This window comes from Flavobacterium sp. KACC 22763, assembly GCF_028736155.1.
Taxonomy (GTDB): domain Bacteria; phylum Bacteroidota; class Bacteroidia; order Flavobacteriales; family Flavobacteriaceae; genus Flavobacterium.
The window spans coordinates 2,636,907-2,657,448 of sequence record NZ_CP117879.1; the positions used below are offsets into that span (position 1 = coordinate 2,636,907).

General features: G+C 33.4%; 19 protein-coding genes and 1 other RNA gene. 8 read left to right on the forward strand and 12 right to left on the reverse strand.

Features of this window, described 5'->3' with window-relative positions; all coding sequences use genetic code 11:
- Positions 1 to 9 precede the first annotated feature (9 nt).
- The 3 genes from fsa to ffs all read right to left on the reverse strand — a co-directional run bounded on the left by fsa (position 10) and on the right by ffs (position 1,986).
- Positions 10 to 666: a fructose-6-phosphate aldolase gene (gene fsa, locus PQ463_RS10500; protein ID WP_012026532.1), complete on the reverse strand. Its 657-nt coding sequence runs from the start codon at positions 664 to 666 to the stop codon at positions 10 to 12.
- Positions 667 to 909: 243 nt separating this feature from the next.
- The gene (locus tag PQ463_RS10505; protein WP_274257748.1) at positions 910 to 1,713 is read right to left on the reverse strand and encodes an SDR family oxidoreductase; all 804 of its coding nucleotides are present in this window, start codon (positions 1,711 to 1,713) and stop codon (positions 910 to 912) included.
- 175 nt (positions 1,714 to 1,888) lie between these two features.
- An RNA gene (gene ffs / locus PQ463_RS10510) (signal recognition particle sRNA small type) lies at positions 1,889 to 1,986 on the reverse strand.
- A gap of 88 nt (positions 1,987 to 2,074) precedes the next feature.
- Between ffs and PQ463_RS10515 the strand changes: the two genes are divergently transcribed.
- Positions 2,075 to 3,124, forward strand: coding sequence for a glutaminyl-peptide cyclotransferase (locus tag PQ463_RS10515; protein WP_274257750.1), 1,050 nt, complete (start codon positions 2,075 to 2,077; stop codon positions 3,122 to 3,124).
- Positions 3,125 to 3,218: 94 nt separating this feature from the next.
- Positions 3,219 to 4,457 carry an imidazolonepropionase gene (gene hutI / locus PQ463_RS10520; RefSeq protein WP_274257752.1) on the forward strand — a complete coding sequence of 413 codons (1,239 nt, stop codon included), beginning with the start codon at positions 3,219 to 3,221 and terminating at the stop codon, positions 4,455 to 4,457.
- Positions 4,458 to 4,622: 165 nt separating this feature from the next.
- On the opposite strand, the gene PQ463_RS10525 is transcribed toward hutI, so the two are convergent.
- Positions 4,623 to 5,501: a DUF8428 domain-containing protein gene (locus PQ463_RS10525; protein ID WP_111379192.1), complete on the reverse strand. Its 879-nt coding sequence runs from the start codon at positions 5,499 to 5,501 to the stop codon at positions 4,623 to 4,625.
- A gap of 98 nt (positions 5,502 to 5,599) precedes the next feature.
- Between PQ463_RS10525 and PQ463_RS10530 the strand changes: the two genes are divergently transcribed.
- Together PQ463_RS10530 and PQ463_RS10535 are read left to right on the forward strand one after the other, a co-directional pair.
- Positions 5,600 to 6,637: a formimidoylglutamase gene (locus tag PQ463_RS10530; RefSeq protein ID WP_274257753.1), complete on the forward strand. Its 1,038-nt coding sequence runs from the start codon at positions 5,600 to 5,602 to the stop codon at positions 6,635 to 6,637.
- A 136-nt stretch (positions 6,638 to 6,773) separates the two neighbouring features.
- Positions 6,774 to 8,021, forward strand: coding sequence for a DEAD/DEAH box helicase (locus tag PQ463_RS10535; RefSeq protein ID WP_274257755.1), 1,248 nt, complete (start codon positions 6,774 to 6,776; stop codon positions 8,019 to 8,021).
- On the opposite strand, the gene PQ463_RS10540 is transcribed toward PQ463_RS10535, so the two are convergent.
- The 3 genes from PQ463_RS10540 to aroC form a co-directional block, all read right to left on the reverse strand.
- Entirely contained in the window at positions 8,018 to 10,078 is a 2,061-nt protein-coding gene (locus PQ463_RS10540; RefSeq protein ID WP_274257757.1) for a response regulator, read from the reverse strand. The genes PQ463_RS10535 and PQ463_RS10540 overlap by 4 nt on opposite strands.
- 247 nt (positions 10,079 to 10,325) lie before the next feature.
- Positions 10,326 to 11,588: a dicarboxylate/amino acid:cation symporter gene (locus tag PQ463_RS10545; RefSeq protein ID WP_111379188.1), complete on the reverse strand. Its 1,263-nt coding sequence runs from the start codon at positions 11,586 to 11,588 to the stop codon at positions 10,326 to 10,328.
- 52 nt (positions 11,589 to 11,640) lie between these two features.
- Positions 11,641 to 12,699: a chorismate synthase gene (aroC, locus tag PQ463_RS10550; RefSeq protein ID WP_274257759.1), complete on the reverse strand. Its 1,059-nt coding sequence runs from the start codon at positions 12,697 to 12,699 to the stop codon at positions 11,641 to 11,643.
- A gap of 188 nt (positions 12,700 to 12,887) precedes the next feature.
- On the opposite strand from aroC, the gene PQ463_RS10555 reads away from it, so the two are divergent.
- Both PQ463_RS10555 and PQ463_RS10560 read left to right on the forward strand, forming a co-directional pair.
- Positions 12,888 to 13,709, forward strand: coding sequence for a UDP-2,3-diacylglucosamine diphosphatase (locus tag PQ463_RS10555; protein ID WP_111379186.1), 822 nt, complete (start codon positions 12,888 to 12,890; stop codon positions 13,707 to 13,709).
- Positions 13,710 to 13,848: 139 nt separating this feature from the next.
- Positions 13,849 to 14,346: a hypothetical protein gene (locus tag PQ463_RS10560; protein ID WP_274257760.1), complete on the forward strand. Its 498-nt coding sequence runs from the start codon at positions 13,849 to 13,851 to the stop codon at positions 14,344 to 14,346.
- 131 nt (positions 14,347 to 14,477) lie between these two features.
- Here the strand turns inward: PQ463_RS10560 and PQ463_RS10565 are convergent, their stop codons facing one another.
- Together PQ463_RS10565 and bshA are read right to left on the reverse strand one after the other, a co-directional pair.
- A complete protein-coding gene (locus PQ463_RS10565; protein WP_274257762.1) occupies positions 14,478 to 14,903 on the reverse strand; it encodes a protease complex subunit PrcB family protein in 426 nt (141 codons plus the stop codon).
- A gap of 15 nt (positions 14,904 to 14,918) precedes the next feature.
- Positions 14,919 to 16,064: an N-acetyl-alpha-D-glucosaminyl L-malate synthase BshA gene (bshA, locus tag PQ463_RS10570; RefSeq protein WP_111379183.1), complete on the reverse strand. Its 1,146-nt coding sequence runs from the start codon at positions 16,062 to 16,064 to the stop codon at positions 14,919 to 14,921.
- A gap of 177 nt (positions 16,065 to 16,241) precedes the next feature.
- Between bshA and PQ463_RS10575 the strand changes: the two genes are divergently transcribed.
- Entirely contained in the window at positions 16,242 to 16,826 is a 585-nt protein-coding gene (locus PQ463_RS10575) for a Crp/Fnr family transcriptional regulator (RefSeq protein ID WP_274257765.1), read from the forward strand.
- 167 nt (positions 16,827 to 16,993) lie between these two features.
- A complete protein-coding gene (locus tag PQ463_RS10580; RefSeq protein WP_274257767.1) occupies positions 16,994 to 17,539 on the forward strand; it encodes a cysteine hydrolase family protein in 546 nt (181 codons plus the stop codon).
- 159 nt (positions 17,540 to 17,698) lie between these two features.
- Here PQ463_RS10580 and PQ463_RS10585 read toward each other — a convergent pair whose 3' ends face one another.
- From PQ463_RS10585 to PQ463_RS10595, 3 genes are all read right to left on the reverse strand, one after another.
- Positions 17,699 to 18,181: an ABC transporter ATPase gene (locus tag PQ463_RS10585; protein ID WP_274257768.1), complete on the reverse strand. Its 483-nt coding sequence runs from the start codon at positions 18,179 to 18,181 to the stop codon at positions 17,699 to 17,701.
- Positions 18,182 to 18,271: 90 nt separating this feature from the next.
- Positions 18,272 to 19,063, reverse strand: coding sequence for a (Fe-S)-binding protein (locus PQ463_RS10590; RefSeq protein ID WP_095930505.1), 792 nt, complete (start codon positions 19,061 to 19,063; stop codon positions 18,272 to 18,274).
- 136 nt (positions 19,064 to 19,199) lie between these two features.
- On the reverse strand, positions 19,200 to 20,537 hold the full coding sequence (locus tag PQ463_RS10595; RefSeq protein WP_274257770.1) for a 4Fe-4S dicluster domain-containing protein: 1,338 nt from the start codon (positions 20,535 to 20,537) through the stop codon (positions 19,200 to 19,202).
- Between the last annotated feature and the right edge of the window lie 5 nt (positions 20,538 to 20,542).

Sequence of the window (20,542 nt, forward strand, 5' to 3'; positions counted from 1 at the left end):
ATCTAAGGATTATTTATTTCCTTTTTCGAAGTCAGCTACGAACTGAGCCAAACCGATATCTGTCAATGGATGTTTCAATAAACCGTAAATTGCAGAAAGCGGTCCAGTCATAACATCAGCACCAATTTTTGCACAGTTTACAATATGCATTGTGTGACGTACAGAAGCTGCTAAAATTTGAGTTTCGTAACCGTAGTTATCATAAACCTCTCTAATTTCCTGGATCAAGTTCAATCCATCAGTAGAAATATCATCTAAACGACCAACAAACGGAGAAACATAAGTAGCTCCAGCTTTTGCTGCCAAAATAGCTTGCCCTACAGAGAAAACAAGAGTTACGTTAGTTTTGATTCCTTTATCAGAAAAATATTTTGCTGCCATAACACCTTCCTTAGTCATAGGAAGCTTTACAACAATCTGCTCGTGTAATTCAGCCAGCTCCTCACCCTCTTTAACCATACCTTCAAAGTCAAGAGCATTAACTTCAGCACTTACATCACCTTCAACAAGATTGCAAATATCAACATAATGCTTAAGGATATTGTTTTTTCCAGTGATTCCTTCTTTTGCCATTAATGACGGATTAGTAGTTACACCATCCAAAACACCTAAAGCTTGTGCTTCTTTAATTTGAGCTAAATTAGCTGTGTCAATAAAAAATTTCATAATTTATATTATTTAAATTGTGTTGATTTATTCAGGGCGTGACCAGATTTGCAAAAGGCGCACCAATCAAACCGCTTACAAGCGCCTTTTCCAAATCCGGTCGGGCTATCCGTACTACTTCGGTAGTTTACTCCTGTCCCTCACGCAAACGCAGCTGCAAAATTACGAAATCAATACCAATAACAATTTCAAAAATCAAATCAATTTGTGATTTAAATCTAAAATCAAGTAATTAATTGCGATTTATAACTTATAATGATTCATAAGCATCTTCTCATACATTTTATCTGGAAGCGCACGTTTCAATACAATCGAAAACTTCTGCATAAAAGCACCAACTTTATAATGCACATTCGGTTTTTTGGTCTGAATGATTTTGTAAACAGCTTCAGCCATCTCGTTCGGATTACTTCCTGCATCAACATGATCGTTCATCGTTGCCAGAACATCTCCATACACCTTTTCATAAGCAGAATTTTTAATAACTGGCGCATGATAACGGCCTGCTGCAATATTAGTTGCAAAATCTCCAGGCGCAACATTTGTGATCTCAATTCCAAAAGATTTCACCTCCATTCTCAAAGCTTCTGTAATTAATTCCAAAGCTCCTTTTGAAGCAGAATAAACACTTCTGTATGGCAATCCCATATAACCAGCAATTGAAGTAATATTGATTATAAGTCCCGAATTCTGTTTACGCATTTGCGGAAGCGCAGCCTTCATAACTTCAATTGGACCAAAAAAGTTCGTTTCAAAATTATTTCGAATTTCTTCCGTCGGAATTTCTTCTAATGGTCCTGTAATTCCAACTCCAGCGTTGTTAATTACAATATCTAATCTTCCAGAAGTTGAAATAATTTTATCGACAGCAGTTTTAATAGAATCAGAATTTCGAACATCTAAAGCCACCAACGGAAAAATAGAATTTAAAACTTTTTCAGGATTTCTACTTGTTCCGTATACAACAAAACCTTTTTGATGCAAAAACTCACCAATAGATTTTCCAATTCCTGATGATCCTCCGGTAATTAAAACGACTTTACTCATTTTTTTAGTTATAAGTTATGGATTATGAGTTATGAGTTTTTGGAATTGGGTTTATTTTGATCTACGTAAAGCAGTCAACTTTTAGCTTCTAACCAATAACATCTAACTTCAGATAGGTTCAAAAATAAAAAAATCCTCCTAAAAGGAAGATTGCAAACTAATTAAATTCTAAAAAAAATGGCAAGCGACCTACATCGCACCGCTCAACCACGTACCCTTGCTATGTTCCCATCCTGGGGGAGTCTGCAGGAGCTGGTCGTGTAGGACTTGCCGGTGCAAATATACAATCTTTTTATATTTTTGCAAGAGCTTTGTTGCTATAAAAATAACATCGTATATTGGCTTATTGAAATTTTAAACTATGAAAAAATATAACTTCCTAGCTGTCATTTTATTAGGAATCACATTAATTGGATGCAAAGAAAAAAATAAAGGTGAAAATTCTTTATTTACTATCGATGATTCTGCTTTTCCGGCTCATTTTACGCAAAAAGAAGTCCTTAATATCGGAATTTTAAACCCAAATTCGAAAGAAATCGACAGTGTTGCTTACTTCATAAACGACCAAAGAGTTGGAGGAACAAAAGGCGCTGAAAATTTTAGATTTGAATTAATAGATCAAAAATTAGGATACCAATACCTAAAAGCTAAAGTTTATTTTGGCGGAGATTCTTCTGATGCTACTAAAAGAATCGAAGTAGTTTCAGATGTTGAGCCAAAACTTTTAAATTATAAAATCGTAAATACTTTTGCACATGATTCTCTAGCTTTCACTGAAGGTTTAGAATTTCATGACGGAAGACTTTTTGAAAGTACAGGACAAAAAGAAGACTCGTACTTTAGAGAAGTAGATTATAAAACGGGAAAAGTGATCAAACAAATTGATCTTCCGAAAGAATATTTCGGAGAAGGCATTACGTTTTTTGGAGGTAAACTATATCAATTATCATGGCAAGAAAAAACAGGTTTTATCTACGATGCTAAAACTTTTAAATTGGAAAAAACATTCAAATACGATAAAGATATTGAAGGTTGGGGAATGACACATGATGATAAATATATCTATCATTCTGATGGAACAGAGAAAATCTGGAAAATGGATCCTTCTAACCAAAAATTAATTGATTATATCAATGTTTATTCTGGCTCTTCAAAAATTAAGGCACTTAATGAATTAGAATTAATCAATGGAAAATTCTATGCTAATGTTTGGCAAAAAGACGCCATTGCGGTTGTAGACCCAAAATCTGGTGCAGTTGAAGGAATTATCAATTTATCTGGACTACGTAAATTTGTAAAAAGCAAAAATGCTGAAGTTTTAAACGGAATAGCTTATAACCCTGCTACTAAAACCATTTTTGTTACAGGTAAATATTGGGATAAAATATTCGAAATAACAATTTCTGAATAATCTTTAGAGAAAAACAATTTTACGAATTTCACAAGTTTTCACATATTAATCCGTGAAAATTTGTGAAATTTGTGTTTTATAACAATTCTTACTAATGATCACTTTAATCACAAACATACAAGAGTTACTACAGGTTCGCGAAAATTCAATTGCTAAAGTTTCAGGTTCTGAAATGGCTAATCTTCCAATAATTAAAAATGCTTTTTTAGTTTTAAAAGACAATTTAATTGAAGACTTCGGCTCAATGGATAATCTTCCAAAAATCAATGCAGATAAAACTATTGATGCAACAGGAAAAGTTGTGCTTCCGTCTTGGTGCGATAGCCATACACATATTGTTTATGCAGGAAATCGCGAGCAAGAATTTGTAGACCGCATCAACGGACTTTCTTATGAAGAAATTGCTAATCGTGGCGGCGGAATCCTTAATTCGGCTAAAAAACTAAACGAAACTTCAGAAGAAGAAATTTACGAGCAATCTAAAATTCGTTTAGAAGAAGTAATGCATTTAGGAACTGGAGCCGTAGAAATTAAATCAGGATACGGCTTAACAGTTGATGGAGAATTAAAAATGCTTCGTGTAATTAAAAAACTGGCCGAAAACTACCCTATTGCAATCAAAGCAACATTTCTAGGCGCGCATGCTTTTCCTTTACATTACAAAGACGATAAAGCAGGTTATTTGGATGAAATTATCAACGAAATGCTTCCAGAAATTTCTAAAGATAAGCTAGCAGATTACGTAGATGTTTTCTGCGAAAGCGGTTATTTTTCTGTAGAAGAAACCGAAAAAATCATGGAAGCAGGTTTAGCATTTGGCTTAAAACCAAAAATTCACGTAAATCAATTTAATTCGATTGGCGGAATTCAGGCTGGAGTTAAATTTAACGCCCTTTCTGTCGATCATTTAGAAATAATGACCCCAGAAGACATTCAAGCATTAAAAAACACAGAAACAATGCCTGTCGCTTTGCCTTCTTGCTCTTACTTTTTAAGCATTCCTTACACTCCTGCCCGCGAAATGATAAAAGCCGGTTTACCTATAGCTTTAGCAACAGATTTCAACCCTGGTTCTACTCCATCCGGAAATATGAATTTTGTGGTGGCAACAGCTTGCATCAAAATGAAAATGACGCCAGAAGAAGCCATAAATGCTGCCACAATTAACGGAGCATACGCAATGGGACTTTCTGAAACACACGGAAGTATTACAAAAGGCAAAAAAGCTAATTTAATCTTGACAAAACCGATTTCATCTTATTATCAAATTCCATACGCTTTTGGAAGCAATCTTATTGAATCTGTTTTTGTAGAAGGAAAAATTTTAGAATAATTATTTCAACAATTTAAATTTAAATATAGCCCGTGGTTTCAACCGCGGGAAACGTATTGTTAAGCACATTCCTTAGCAAAGCCATACGATTTCAAGCATAAAAAAAGGTCTGTGAAAATCACAGACCTTTAATATCTTAGTGGTATTTTATCCCTTATGGCAAAATTATCTTAAACTGAAACTAGTTTTAGAAACTAACTCATCATTATCAAATACATTGATAAAATAAGTTCCTTTAGCAAAATCTTTTCCTGGAAGATCTTCACTTACTTGTACAGTTTTATTTTCATATTTCACTGTAGTTTTAAAACTATAAGTTAAAGTATTATCACCAAAACTTTCTGTTTTCTTTTCACCTAAAACATTGTTTTTAGAATCGATAACTTGAACATAATACGTTTTGTCACCAGATTTAGCAATTTGGTTTTCAGCGATCGTAAAACTAACTTTTAAAACGTCTGCACGGCTTGCTTTATCTGTTTCGATTTGTTTACCAGAACTTTTCAATTTGTAAGCTGAAGTTTTAGTATTTAAAACAGATAATTTAGAACCTTTTTCTACAGTTTTAGCTAATTCTTCGTTTTGACCAACTAATACTTCATTATATTTTTTAGATTCTCCTAAAACTACAATAGTACTATCTCTTTGAGTAGTTAAAACACCATTTTGTTTTTTCAACTCATCGTTTTCAGCAACTAAAGTTTTCATTTTACTTTGCATTGCCTGAACTTGCGATCTGTATTTAGAAACATCTCCTTTAGACTTGTTCAAATCATCCATTAAAGCTACTACTTTATCTCTTTCTTGGATTAATTCGTCAGACATCGAAGTATTTTCAGCAATTGCAGCATCATAAGTTGCTTTTAACTCCTGTAAATCTTTCATTACAGATTCTTTTTCTGTCAAAGTTGTTGTAAGCTCAGTTTTAACCACCTCTGTATCAGAAGATAATTTAAAAATATACACTAAACTACCGATCAGTAGGACTGCTAAAACTGCGATTACCGCCTTTAGACTTGAATTGTTGTTCTTTGGGTTTTCCATATTTAAATAATTTTCTTTAATAACAAATTTAAGAATTAATATAAGGTAATAACGTAAGTTTCTACAATTATATTATTTTTGGAAAATAAATTTTTTTCATGGAAAAATTAATCCCTTTCACTATAAATGATTTAGCAAAAGTCACAAATTACAGAAGTGGTGAATTAAAGTTCGGAGAAAAAATGATTGTCATTCCGCCAGGAGTTGACAAAATCAATTTTCTCAAAGAAAGTGAAGCAAAGTATGTACTATTAGGAATTCCCGAAGACATTGGTGTTCGTGCCAATTATGGAAGGCCTGGAGCCGCATCAGCATGGCAATGTGCAATAAAAAGCATTGCAAACATTCAGCATAATAGATTTTGCAAAGGAAGCAACATTATTGTTTTAGGGCAAATCAACGTTGCAAATGAAATGCGAGAAGTAGAAAACCTTGATTTTAATGATATTGATGATCGTTCAAAATTAAGTCAGCTGGTTGAAAAAATAGACAAAGAAGTATCTCATATTATCTTTACCATAATTAAAGCTGGAAAAACACCAATTATTATTGGCGGAGGCCATAACAATGCCTACGGAAATATTAAAGGCGCCGCTCTTGCAAAAGGAAAACCTGTAAATGCGGTAAATTTTGACGCACATTCTGATTTTAGGATTTTGGAGGGTCGTCATAGCGGAAATGGCTTTTCTTATGCTTACGAAGAAGGTTTTTTAAAGAAATATTTCATTTTTGGACTTCATGAAAACTACACTTCAAAAAGTGTTCTAGACATTATCAAAAAACTGGAAGATCGTGTTCGCTATAATACTTACGATAGTGTCAATATTAGAAAAGAAAAAGACTTTAATCGCGAAATGATTACAGCTTTGGATTTTATTAAAAATGATGCTTTTGGAATCGAAGTCGACTTAGACGCAATTCCAAATATTGCCAGCAGTGCCATGACAATAAGCGGATTCTCTGTTGAAGAATTGCGACAATTTGTTTCTTTCTTTGGCGAACATAAAAATGCAGCGTATTTGCATATCTGCGAAGGCGCACCAGATTTAGACAATTCGCCAAACAATAACTTAATCGGCAAGTTAATTGGTTATTTAGTGACCGATTTTGTTAAAGCAAATATTGAAAAAGACTGATTCAAAAAAGCCTGTTTCTAATGTAAAACAAATTGGTTTTGCCAAATAAAAGCCAATTCAAATAAAGGATTAACCGAATAAACCTATCTTTGCACGGCATTTTAGAATTAAAACTAAAATAGTTAACACCTAAGATATGTTATTCGAAGATTTATCACTTTCAAAAAGTATACAAAAAGCCGTATTTGAAGAAGGCTATTTAAATCCGACTCCTATTCAAGAAAAAGCAATTCCAATTGTTTTAGAAGGTCGTGATTTAATTGGCTGTGCGCAGACAGGAACAGGAAAAACAGCAGCTTTTGCTATTCCAATCATACATCAATTACATCGTATCGTTGGTTCGTCAAAAAAAGCCAAACAGATTCGTGCGCTTGTAGTTACACCTACTCGCGAATTGGCAGTACAAATTGGACAAAGTTTTGACACTTATGCTAAATATACCAATTTAACACAGCTGACTATTTTTGGAGGAGTTTCACAAAACCCTCAAGTAGACGCTTTAAAAAATGGAGTTGATGTTTTAATCGCTACTCCAGGACGTTTGCTTGACCTTCATAAGCAAGGCTTTCTTGATTTAAATCATCTGCACACTTTAGTGCTCGATGAGGCCGATCAGATGCTGGATATGGGTTTTATAAACGATGTAAAAAAAATCATAAAACTTACACCTAAAAACAGACAAACTTTACTTTTCTCTGCAACAATGCCAATCGCTATTCGCGAGCTCGCAGAAATGTTTCTTCAAGATCCAGCAAAAGTTGAAGTTTCACCAGTTTCATCTACTGCAGAAAATGTAGAACAGCGCATTTATTTTGTTGACAAAACAGAAAAAAGAAACTTGCTATACACTTTAATTAAAGAAGAAAATTTATCTAACGTACTTGTTTTTTCTAGAACAAAACATGGTGCAGATAATGTTGTTAAAGCACTTCGCAAAAAAGATATTCCTGCAGAAGCAATTCACGGAGATAAATCACAAAATGCTAGACAAAGGGTTCTTGACGCTTTTAAAAACAAAGAAGTCGGTGTTCTAGTTGCAACTGATATTGCAGCTCGAGGAATTGATATTGAACAGTTACCATACGTAATCAATTTTGATTTACCGAATATTCCTGAAACTTATGTTCACCGTATTGGCCGTACAGGTCGCGCTGGAAATGGCGGAATTGCAATTTCTTTCTGCGGAAAAGATGAACTTCCTTACTGGAAAGACATTCAGAAATTAATCAAGGTTGATGTAAAAACAATTGCAGATCATCCGTATCAATGGCATTCTGGAAGTCCGGAAGCTGGAGAAAAAACTAAAAATTCAAACAGAAGCGGCGGTGCTCATAAATCGAGAAAATCGACAAACGCTAAGAAAAACAAAAAACGCTGGTACTAAACAGCGTTTTTTTCTTTTATAAGGAAATTGATTATTTTAAATAATTTAACCGGTTCAAAAGGTTTAATGATAATATCATTCATTCCAGACGAAATCGCTTCATCTGTAATTTCATCTTTATCAAAAGCGGTTAAGGCTACAATTGGCGTTTCTATACCCTGAAGACGTATTCTTTTTGTAGTTTCAAATCCGTTCATTAAAGGCATATTAATATCCATTAAAATCAGGTCGAACGTTTCATTTTCTAAAGCCTTAAGCGCAGCAAAACCATCATCGACTACTTTGCAAGAATAATTATTCTTTTCAATAATCTTTTTCGTCACAAGCTGATTAATCAAATTATCTTCTACCACCAAAATTTTATAAATTTCGCTAGAAGTCAAATCAACTTCAATTTCATCAATAATGCTTTTTGTTTTAGCTAAATCGTGCTCAAAAGCAATTGTAAAAGAAAATGCTGTTCCTTTTCCTAAGTCACTGTCAAGTGCAATTGTACTTCCAAAAAGTCCAAGTAATCTTTTTACAATACTAAGCCCTAAACCTGTACCTTGGTAATCTTCATCTCTCCTACCAACTTGGACAAACTTTTCGAAAATTTTATTCTGATCTGCAACTGCAATTCCGATTCCGTTATCTTTAATTAAGAAATCTAAATAATACAGCTTTCCTTCTACTTTATTCAACTTTACGTTAATTTCAACTTGTCCGTCTTTTGTGAATTTTAATGCATTACTTACCAAGTTCATTAAAATCTGCGCAAGACGCAGTTTGTCTCCAATTAAGTACTCAGGAATATTTGAGTCAATATTAGTGGAAATTCTATTATTATTTTTCTGCGAAAGAAAAGAAAGCGAATTTTTGATTACCGTAATTTCATCAGAAATATTAAAAGTTAGGTTTTCAAGTACAATTTTGTTCTCTTCGATTTTATTAATCTGAAGAATATCATTTACAAGAGATAGTAAATATCTCGCAGAGAATTTAAGAGAACTTAAATGCTGGCTTCTTGAGATTTCTTTATGTTCTTCAAGCAGCATATTTGTAATCCCCACAACACCATAAAGCGGCGTACGCAATTCATGGCTTATAGTCGATATAAATTGAGTTTTAAGCAAAGAGGCTTCTTCTGCAATTTCTTTCGCTTTAAGAAGCTCTAAATTGTGTTTCTTCTTATATCTAATATTCCTTATTAGTGTGATAATTAAAATTAAAAGAATCAACGAAATCAAAATAAAAAGAATCACAATAATTTTTGATTTCCTTAAGCTCTGCGATTGCTCTACTTTTTCTCCTTCAACCTTATCGATTTGCCTCTTATACTCATCCAGCTCGAGACTTAAACCAGCTTGCGACGCCTTTTTAATTTTCTTAACATCGTATAGATTATCTGAAAGATCATAATGCTTAACAAGCGCATCGTATGCTTCTTTATGCCTATTTGTTTTATTCAAAAAATGCGAATATTCTAAATAAGCATGTGACAGATCTATTTTCTCCTGACATTTTTTACCAGATTCAATGGCACTCAAAAAATAAGCATTGGCTGCTTTATTATCATTTTTATAGCTAGAGTAAATTCCATTCAGCATAGCAACAATAACCTCTGTCGATTCGTCATTGTACTTTATTTTAGTACTGTTTACATACTTTAAAAAAAGATATCCCTGATTGTAATTTCCAATATCAAAATAAGCCCATGCAATATTTACGTTTGTAAAATAAACTTCTTTTAAATCATTTATTTTCAAAGCATAAGCTACTGCTTTTTTATAACTACGGATTCCTTCATCAAATTGTTCTTTTCCGAAACAATACATGTTCCCTAAATTATTATAAAGGTTACATTTTAAAGAATCGTTATTGGTTTTATTGGCATAATACAAACCTTTTTTATAGAAAAAAATAGCTTTATCATACTCTGTCAATTCGTTGTAATTTGCAGCTATAATATTATAAGAGCGAGCAATAAGACAGTTGTCTTTTATGGCCGTTGCAGCGCTTAAGGCAGCTCTCGAATAGATTAGTGATTTCTCGAAATTAGATTCCCTAAAATTCAAAAGTGCTTTCTTTACCGTCTTATCAATTTTAGGATCGAGGTTGCAATTAGATTGCGCGATTGCTGAATTGGCAAAGCAATTCAGAACCAAAAATAAGAGTAAAAAAATCCGTTTGTGGGGCATTAATCGGCTAATTTGATCAAATATACACTTTAAAATAAAAAAAAGCTGCATTTCATAAAAAAATACAGCTTTTCAAATATTATTTCAATAACTAAGATAAAAAAATTAAAATCTCAGTATATTTTTATTCTTTATTCTCTTCCCATTGTCCTACAACAGAAGTTGCTAATGCATTACCTAATACGTTTGTAGCACTTCTAAACATATCGCAGAAGTGGTCAATTGGAAGAATCAATGCGATACCTTCAATCGGAATATCAAACATACCGCAGGTTGCAGCCACTACAACCAAACTTGCTCTTGGCACGCCTGCAATACCTTTACTAGTAAGCATTAAAACTAAAAGCATTGCCATTTGTGTTCCTAAATCCAAATGTACATTATAGAATTGAGCAATAAAAATACTCGCAAAAGTCATATACATCATACTTCCGTCAAGGTTAAACGAATATCCAAGCGGCAGCATAAAAGAAACAATTTTATCTTTTACTCCAAAACCCTCTAATTCTTCTGTTAATTTTGGAAATACAGCCTCACTACTTGTTGTTCCAAAAGCAATTGCTAAAGGTCCAGTAATACGTCTTAATAATTCAGTCATTCTTCCTTTAAGGAAAATATACCCAATGGCAATTAAAATAACCCATAAAGTACTGATACCTATTAAAAACGAGCCGAAAAATTTAAAGTAAGTAATCACCAATTCTTCTGCATCTCTTATGGCAAACACACCTGCAATTGCTCCAAAAACTCCAATTGGCGCAAATTTCATTACATAGTTTACCATTTTTAAAACGACATGCGATAGTCTATCAAAAGCACCAATGATAGGCTTTACTGTATCTCCTAAAGAAGCTGCCGCTAATCCGAAGAAGATTGAGAAAACTACAATTTGAAGAATCTCATTAGTAGCCATTGCTTCAACGATACTTTTTGGCACGATATGCTCAACAAAATTATCAAAAGACAAGTTTTGTGTTTTACCAGTAACTTCAGAAGCTGCTGCCATATCAACGTGATCCAGTTTTAGACCAACGCCTGGTTGCAAAATATTCACATAAAACAATCCGATTAGAAGCGAAATAAATGACGCTGTAAAAAACCATCCAATAGCTTTTCCTCCAATTCTTCCAACAGTTTTAATATCACCTAATTTCGCAATTCCAACCACCAAAGTCGTAAAAACCAATGGAGAAATAATCATTTGCACCAAACGAATAAAAATGGTTGCCAGCATTTTAATTTTACTGCTAAATGCCTGCGCTGCTTCGGGTGAAATGCTATTGTGCAGAATAATTCCTAAAATGGCTCCTAGAACCATCGCAATTATAATCTGCCCTGTTAATCCCGAAAGAAATGATGTTTTTTTAGTTTCTGTAACTTCTTGCATTAAATTATTTTTTGATTATTAAAATATAAGACCCTCACTGTCTTACCTTTTATTAATATGTTTTGTTGATTAAATAAAAATCTGCCAAAACAATTGCAGCCATCGCTTCTACGATTGGCACTGCGCGAGGCACTACACACGGATCATGACGGCCTTTTCCTGTCATTGGTGTAATATTTCCTTTATTATCTAACGAATCCTGAGTCTGCATGATAGTTGCAACAGGTTTAAAAGCAACTCTGAAATAAATATCCATTCCGTTACTTATTCCGCCTTGAATTCCTCCAGAAAGATTTGTTTTTGTTGTTCCGTCTGGATTATATAAATCGTTATGTTCGCTTCCTTTCATTTCAGAACCAGAGAAACCACTTCCATATTCAAAACCTTTCACAGCATTAATAGAAAGCATTGCTTTTCCTAATTCTGCGTGAAGTTTATCAAATACTGGTTCACCTAGACCAACTGGAACATTCTGAATTACACAAGTCACAACACCTCCAACAGTATCTCCCTGCTTGCGGATGTCACGAATATATTCTTCCATAATCGCTGCAGATTTCTCATCTGGACAACGCACTGGATTGCTTTCAATTTTAGAAAAATCTAATTCTTGGTAAGGTGTATCTAAATGAATTGGACCAACAGAAGAAACATAAGCATTGATCTTAATTTCTGGCAGCATTTGCTTTGCAATTGCACCTGCTACTACCCTGCTTGCTGTTTCTCTTGCAGAACTTCTTCCACCACCGCGATAATCACGGAAACCGTATTTCTGATCGTAAACATAATCAGCATGGCTTGGTCTGTAATTATCTTTTATATGAGAGTAATCGTCTGATTTTTGATTGGTATTTGGAATAATGAAACCTATTGGAGTTCCAGTAGTTTTTCCTTCAAATATTCCTGATAGAAATTGAACGCTGTCTGGTTCTTTTCTTTGTGTAACAATTGCCGACTGACCTGGCTTTCTACGAGCCATATCTACTTCAATTGCTTCAAAATCTAATTGTATTCCTGGAGCGCATCCGTCAATAATTCCGCCTAAAGCTTCACCGTGAGATTCTCCAAATGTAGTTACTTTATATAGTGTGCCGAAGCTGTTTCCTGCCATTGTGTTTTGTTTTGAGCAAATGTAAGTTTTATGAATTAAATTAAAAAATTTAAAACTGGTATTATTAACGAAACATTAAATGGAATAAAAATCACAATTTGGTAAAATTATCCACCTTTTAATAACCTTTTAATAAAGTCAGATTTCACAAACTTTCTTTCATTTGTAAAACTTCAAATCAAGAAAAATTGAAAAAAAGAAATGTCGAATTGGTCGTTCTTTCTGACGTCCATTTAGGAACTTACGGAAGTCACGCAAAAGAACTAAACAACTATCTTTCAAGCATTAAACCCAAAACTTTAGTTTTAAATGGCGATATAATTGATGCTTGGCAGTTTCGTAAATCTTATTTCCCAAAAGCACATTTACGCGTTATCCAGCGTATTATAGGAATGGCTTCTAAAGGAACAAAAGTGTATTATATCACTGGAAATCACGACGAGATACTTCGTAAATTCAGCGATATGAATATGGGAAATTTTGCACTTGTTGATAAATTGGTTTTAGAATTAGACGATAAAAAAGCCTGGATTTTTCACGGAGACGTTTTTGATGCCTCTGTACAGCATTCAAAATGGATTGCAAAACTAGGCGGTTTGGGTTACGATTATCTGATTTTAACAAACCGTTTTGCTAACTGGTGCCTGGCAAAATTAGGACGCGAACCTTACTCTTTTTCTAAAAAAATAAAAGCAAGCGTTAAAAAAGCGGTAAAATTTATTTCTGATTTTGAAACTACGGCAACTGATCTGGCTATTGAAAAAAACTACGATTATGTTATCTGTGGACATATTCATGAACCAAAAATCATAACCAAAGAAAACAAACACGGCTCTACTTTATATCTAAATTCGGGTGACTGGGTAGAAAACTTAACTGCTTTAGAATATCATAAAAAAAGATGGAAATTATTTTCTTACAAGGCCAGTAATTTTGCCGAAGAAGAAAATCTCTTAGAAATGGAAGATCTTCTTACGTCGCAGTTGATTTCATCCATAATCCTAAAATAAACACCTCAAAAGCAGGATTTTAAGATTTTTAACGCTTCAAATTCCTAAAAATGTAAATTATATAACAATTTTCAAAAATATTATACGTTTTGTATTCAACTGTAATAATACATTTGAATAAAATTAATTTACCATTTTTATGAAAAAGATACTTTTATCTGCCCTTATGCTTCTTGGTTTAGCATTTACGGCTCAATCACAAGAAATTTCGAAACACGCTTTAGGATTACGTCTAGGAGACAACAATGGATTTGGAGGAGAAATATCATACCAATTAGGTTTAAATCAAAAAAATAGACTTGAGTTCGATTTAGGATGGAGAAACAGCAGTGATGTAGACGCAATAAAAGGGGTTGCTCTTTACCAATGGGTTTGGAACATTGACGGAGGTTTTAACTGGTATGCTGGTGTCGGAGGAGGACTAGCTGCTTGGGATCATGATTATTATAACAATAACTACAGATACAGCGATAGCGGAACTTATGTTTTTGCAGCTGGAGATATCGGGATCGAATATAGATTCAAAGAAGTACCACTTACTTTATCATTGGACGCAAGACCAGAAATTGGTTCAGGATATTACGACGATGATAATTTTGGATTTGACGTTGGTTTTGGTGTCAAATTTAGATTCTAAAATAAAATTAAAAAAAATTATAAAAAGAAGCCTGTCGTTTAAAATAGACAGGCTTTTTTTTATGGTTCAAAAAGAAATTTAAAAAGGGGCTTCGACTCCGTTCAGCCTGACATTTTAAATCTAGCTTTCTCTTAATTAATGATAATCGCTTTTTTAGAATGGATTTTTACAACCGTATAAGGATATGAAATCACCTGCATAGTCATCGCGTCTTTTGCAGGACTATTTTCTTTTACGGTTATAATAATGTTTTTATCAGTTTCTTCAACCTTTTCAACATCTATCGTATAACCGCTAGTGTTTTTCTCACCCATATTCAGAATCACATAATTATAATCTTGAACATCTGGATCTTTCATCTTATGAGCCAAATTCGGATCGTTTTCAAGCATTTTGATTTCATTTGGTTCGGTCAGAATTTCGAAAAACTTAATATTCCCACCACCGTCAGATTGTGTTGTCAAAACTTCGTACAGTGATGCGTTTGAACTTCCTGTCTTCTTCACTCCGCAAGAAATCAAAACAAAAACCGCTAAAACAGAAATTACTTTTTTCATTTTTATCCTTTTAAATTAGTGCTTCTCCAATTTGTAATCATCAACCGCTTTTTGGTACAAAGCTTCATACTTAGGCAATATGTTTTTAATATCAAATTTTCTTGCTACCTCTAATGCATTTGCTTTAAACTGGCTCAAAACGGCATCATCCTTTAAAATCTTCAACGCATTCTGCGCCATTTCTTCAACATCGCCAACATTGCTTAAGTAACCCGAAAAACCATCGTAATTAACTTCAGGCAAGCCTCCAGAATTACTTGAAATTACTGGAACACCGCATGCCATTGCTTCTAATGCTGCCAAACCAAAACTCTCAGTTTCTGAAGGCAGTAAAAACAAATCGGTCATACATAAGATTTTATCAATTTCGTGACTATTTCCAAAGAAAATCACTTTATCCAAGATCCCTAATTCCTGACATAACATTTCTGCTTTTTCCTTTTCAGGTCCATCTCCAACCATCATTAGTTTAGCTGGAATTTCTTTCTGAACATTATAGAAAATCTTAATGATATCCGGAATGCGCTTTACTTTTCTAAAGTTACTAATATGCGTTATAATACGTTCATTCTCATTCGCCATTACATAACGGTGACAAGGTGCGTTTGGGTCTTTTTTGACTTTGTCCAACTCAATAAAATTCGGAATCACCTTAATTTTATTTTTGATTTTGAACAATTTCAAAGTATCATCTTTCAAACTTTGAGAAACCGAAGTCACATAATCTGATTTATTAATGCTAAAAGTCACCGCAGGTTTATAAAACGGATGATTCCCAACAAGTGTAATATCAGTTCCGTGAAGTGTAGTAATCATCGGAAGATTAATTCCTTCATTTTTAAGCATCTGTTTTGCCATGTATCCTGCATACGCATGCGGGATAGCATAATGCACATGCAGAAGCTCTATTTTGTATAATTTCACCATATCAACCAATTTGCTAGATAGCGCCAATTCGTAAGGCTGATAGTGAAATAAAGGATATTCCGGAACGTTTACTTCATGATAATGAACATTCGGATTTAAAAGTGCCAATCTAACTGGCTGGCTATATGTAATAAAATGTATTTCGTGTCCTCTTCTGGCTAATTCGAGACCTAACTCTGTGGCTACTACACCACTACCTCCAAAAGTAGGATAACAGACTATTGCTATTTTCATGGATTAAATTTAATTCTACGAAAATACTCAAAAATAGCGTTTAATTAACCGTTTAAATTGTTAGATTTTTGTGAATCTTAGATACATTCATTTTATATTTCAAGAATCTAATTTTACCTTTAATTTTTTCAAACCTTGATTCCGATAAACAGCTTTTTATATTATTAATATTATTATATGGACAATTATAATTTATTGCAAGAAAACATCCGAAAACGAATTGAGGTAACTGATGATGAAATGTCGTATTTTATTTTTTTATTGCAACAAAAGAAATACAACAGAAAACAAATACTGCATCGAGAAGGCGAAATATCTCATAGTTTTACTTTTATTGTTTCTGGATGTGTAAAAAGCTATCTTATTGATAAAAAAGGTGAAGAACATATCCTTACAATCGCACCAAGTGACTGGTGGATTACAGATATAAATAGCTTTGTCTCGGCCACACCTGGAAACTTATTTATGGAAGCCATTGAACCAGCAACTGCACTACTTTTAAGCCGCGAAAAGCAAGAATTACTACTGTCAAAACTCCCTAAATTTGAAAAATACTTTCGTATTCTAACCGAAAAAGCTTTTGCAGTAAGCCAGCAAAGAATTATAGACTATATGAGTTTAACTGCTTTAGAACGTCTTGAAAAATTTGTGGCCAGTTATCCTTCTGTGATTTCATCTTTAACACAACAGCAAATTGCCTCTTACATTGGTGTTACTCCTTCATTTTTCAGCAGGATGATTAAAGGAAAAAAAATATTTTAACATCTCAGTTGACCTAGGTCATTTTTCAAAAACAGGTCTGATTCTACTTTTGCTGTCAATAATAACAGTTAAAAATATTTTATACCATGATTAGAATTACATTTTCCTTTTTAATCACATTATTGTCTTTTGCAAATATTTATTGTCAACAAAAAAATCAAGAAAAAATGAAACAAGCACTAATTATCGTAGACGTTCAAAATGATTATTTCCCAGGCGGACGAATGGAACTTTCAGGATCTGAAGCAACGGCAGATAATGCCAGAACTATTCTGGAATACTGTAGAAAATCAAAAATAGAGGTAATTCATATTCAGCACATTGCAACAGCTCCTAATTCTACCTTTTTTCTTCCTGAAACAGATGGTGCAAAAATCAATGTAAAAGTAGCCCCAATTTCTAATGAAAAAATTATAACTAAACATTATCCCAATAGCTTTAGAGAAACCAATCTTTTAGCTTATTTACAAGAAAAGAAAATAACAAATCTCATAGTTACCGGTATGATGACTCACGTTTGCATTGATGCTACAGTAAAAGCTGCAAAGGATTATGGATTTGACTGTACAGTCATTTCAGACGCTTGTGCTACAAAAGATCTTGACGTACAAAGTAATAAAGTTGCAGCTAAAGAAGTTCAAAATGCATTATTAGGCGCTATGGCATTTTATTATGCTGAACTTAAAACAACCGCAGATTTTATTGCTCACTAAATTATTCAACTTTGTCAAAGTTTAAAGCTTTGATAAAGTTCTTTATACAACAAAACCCGACAGGTTTTAAAAGCCTGTCGGGTTTAATTTAAATCATTATTTAAAACAAAAAAGGCACAAAATCTACATTTCATGCCTTTAAATATATTTTAAATACTCTTAGAAAAATCTGCTGTGCCAGCTGTCAGCAGCAGGAACTTCCCAAGATTCATTAAATTCTTCGATATTGTTTACCAAATTATTGAAAACAATTGTATTCTCAGAAACTGATTTATCTTTTACCATTTTCTTGAAATCAATCAATGGTTTGTGTGCAATATGTTCTCCAAGTTTAAAAGTAACGTTCATTTTATCTAATAGATCAACGCTATATTTTTTCTCTAAACTTTGAATAAATTCAACAGAACTATCTATAGAACATCCCGTAGCAGCTTGCACTTCTTGATTTACTGCCAATATTATAAATCGATTATATTTCAATAAAAACGAAGCTTCAAGACTTGTTCCGTGTGCAGCCCACTGTTCTACAAAAGCTTTTAAATCTGTTTCGATTTCAGAAAACTCTTCCTCAGAAAATTTTCTGTTCGATTGGTAAATCCAGACTCTAGATTCACCTGGTAAATTTTCAAAAGGTATATACATTTTTTCTCTTTTTGTTTGTTTTTGTTTCAGGTTTCAAGTCTCAGGTTTCAAAACTTAGTAGCTTAGCATCTTAGAACCTTAGAATCTCTTTTACAAATCCTGTGCATTTGCAATTAACTCAGCAATATCCAGAACTTTAACCTGTCCTTCTTTTTCTTGGTGCTTGATACCATCGGTTAACATTGTATTACAGAACGGACAACCCGCAGCAATAATGTCTGGTTTTACTTCTAATGCATCTTCTGTACGAAGAACATTAACCTCTTTGTTTCCTGGCTCAGCATCTTTAAACATCTGTGCTCCTCCTGCTCCACAGCATAATCCGTTTGCTTTAGAACGTTTCATTTCAACTAATTCAACGTCTAATTTCTGAATTAAATCTCTTGGCGCTTCGTAAACTTTATTTGCTCTACCTAGATAACAAGGATCATGGAAAGTAATTTTTTTACCTTTAAACTGCCCACCTTCAACAGTTAATCTTCCATCATCAATTAATGATTTTAAAAACTCTGTATGGTGAATAACTTCGTAATTACCTCCTAATTCAGGATATTCATTTTTCAAAGTATTAAAACAGTGTGGGCAAGCCGTAACGATTTTTTTAGCTTCATAAGCATTCAACACCTCGATATTCATCATGGCTTGCATTTGAAACAAAAATTCATTTCCAGCTCTTTTTGCAGGATCCCCAGTACAACTCTCTTCTGTACCTAAAACTGCAAAAGAAACATTAGTACGATTTAAAATTCGCACAAACGCTTTAGTAATCTTTTTTGCTCTATCATCAAAACTTCCTGCGCAACCTACCCAAAACAAAACCTCTGGCTGTTTTCCTTCGGCAAGCATTTCTGCCATTGTTGGTACTACTAAATTTTCTGACATTTCTCTCACTTTTGTTTAATCGGTTAATCTTTGAATTGTTGAATAGCTAAAAGCCTCTACACAATTCTATAAAAACCGAAATATTATTTTAAAATCGATTAAACGGTTAAACAACTAACCGATTAAACAATAAATCTTAATTCTCGTTTTTCCAATTTAAACGGTCTTGCTGGCTGTATTGCCAAGGCGCACCATTATTTTCAATATTAGTCATCATAGCGTTTAATGACATTGGAGCAGCACTTTGTTCCATAACCAAATAACGACGCATATCCATAATGATAGATAATGGACTAATATTTACTGGACATTCTTCAACGCAAGCATTACAAGACGTACAAGCCCATAATTCTTCTGGCGTAATATAATCGTTTAAAAGTGATTTGTTATCTGGAACAAAAACACCTTTATTGGCGTCAATATTTTTACCAACTTCTGTCAAACGGTCTCTTGTATCCATCATGATTTTACGTGGAGACAATTTTTTACCTGTTTGATTTGCTGGACAAGAAGAAGTACAACGACCGCATTCTGTACAAGTATATGCATTTAATAACTGAACCCAGTTTAAATCCTGAACATCACTTGCACCAAATTTAGCGGGGTGTGCATTATCATCAGCTGGAGCTGCCGCAAAAGGATCTGCATTTGGATCCATCATCAGTTTTACTTCTTTTGTAACTGAAGCTAGATTATCAAACTGTCCTTCTGGTTTTAAGTTTGCAAAATAGGTATTCGGGAAAGCCAAAAGAATATGCAAATGTTTTGAAAAGTACAAATAGTTCATAAAAACTAAAATACCAACAATATGCAGCCACCAGAAAACTTCGAATAATAGCCCAACAACTTCGTTTGAAGTACCATTAAAAATCGGTGCTAAAAACTGGCTTATCGGATAACTTCCTGCTTTATGAAAATGAGAATATCCACCTGGAACATTCTGCAAATGCAAATCAGATGCATTCATCAATAAAAACAGAATCATTAAAACTGTTTCGAAATACAAAATGTAATTAGCATCGCTCTTTGGAAAACCAGTTAGATCTTTGCTTACAAAACGTTTCAAACGGATTACATTTCTTCTGATCCAGAAAGTAACTACAGCAATAATTACAAGTATCGCCAATATTTCAAATGAAGCAATTAGGACATCATAAACTACACCTAAATAAGGTGCAAAAACTCTATGTGTTCCAAAAAGTCCATCGATAATAATTTCTAATAATTCAATATTAATTATTATGAAACCGACATATACAAAAATATGAAGAATTCCTGCAACAGGGCGTCTCACCATTTTTGACTGCCCTAGAGCAATCAATGCCATGTTTTTCCAACGAGCTTTAGGATTATCTTTTCGATCTACATCGACTCCTAGATTAATATTTCGGATGATTTTTTTTACGCTCGCTGTAAAAAAACCGAAACCTACTATAAGAAGTACTGCGAATAAAATATTATCTAAATAACTCATTTATA

Coding starts and splice junctions, on each gene's coding strand:
- fsa (WP_012026532.1), bottom strand. CDS start 666: ATGAAATTTTTTATTGACACAGCTAATTTAGCTCAAATTAAAGAAGCA.
- PQ463_RS10505 (WP_274257748.1), bottom strand. CDS start 1,713: ATGAGTAAAGTCGTTTTAATTACCGGAGGATCATCAGGAATTGGAAAA.
- PQ463_RS10515 (WP_274257750.1), top strand. CDS start 2,075: ATGAAAAAATATAACTTCCTAGCTGTCATTTTATTAGGAATCACATTA.
- hutI (WP_274257752.1), top strand. CDS start 3,219: ATGATCACTTTAATCACAAACATACAAGAGTTACTACAGGTTCGCGAA.
- PQ463_RS10525 (WP_111379192.1), bottom strand. CDS start 5,501: ATGGAAAACCCAAAGAACAACAATTCAAGTCTAAAGGCGGTAATCGCA.
- PQ463_RS10530 (WP_274257753.1), top strand. CDS start 5,600: ATGGAAAAATTAATCCCTTTCACTATAAATGATTTAGCAAAAGTCACA.
- PQ463_RS10535 (WP_274257755.1), top strand. CDS start 6,774: ATGTTATTCGAAGATTTATCACTTTCAAAAAGTATACAAAAAGCCGTA.
- PQ463_RS10545 (WP_111379188.1), bottom strand. CDS start 11,588: ATGCAAGAAGTTACAGAAACTAAAAAAACATCATTTCTTTCGGGATTA.
- aroC (WP_274257759.1), bottom strand. CDS start 12,699: ATGGCAGGAAACAGCTTCGGCACACTATATAAAGTAACTACATTTGGA.
- PQ463_RS10560 (WP_274257760.1), top strand. CDS start 13,849: ATGAAAAAGATACTTTTATCTGCCCTTATGCTTCTTGGTTTAGCATTT.
- PQ463_RS10565 (WP_274257762.1), bottom strand. CDS start 14,903: ATGAAAAAAGTAATTTCTGTTTTAGCGGTTTTTGTTTTGATTTCTTGC.
- bshA (WP_111379183.1), bottom strand. CDS start 16,064: ATGAAAATAGCAATAGTCTGTTATCCTACTTTTGGAGGTAGTGGTGTA.
- PQ463_RS10575 (WP_274257765.1), top strand. CDS start 16,242: ATGGACAATTATAATTTATTGCAAGAAAACATCCGAAAACGAATTGAG.
- PQ463_RS10580 (WP_274257767.1), top strand. CDS start 16,994: ATGAAACAAGCACTAATTATCGTAGACGTTCAAAATGATTATTTCCCA.
- PQ463_RS10585 (WP_274257768.1), bottom strand. CDS start 18,181: ATGTATATACCTTTTGAAAATTTACCAGGTGAATCTAGAGTCTGGATT.
- PQ463_RS10590 (WP_095930505.1), bottom strand. CDS start 19,063: ATGTCAGAAAATTTAGTAGTACCAACAATGGCAGAAATGCTTGCCGAA.
- PQ463_RS10595 (WP_274257770.1), bottom strand. CDS start 20,537: ATGAGTTATTTAGATAATATTTTATTCGCAGTACTTCTTATAGTAGGT.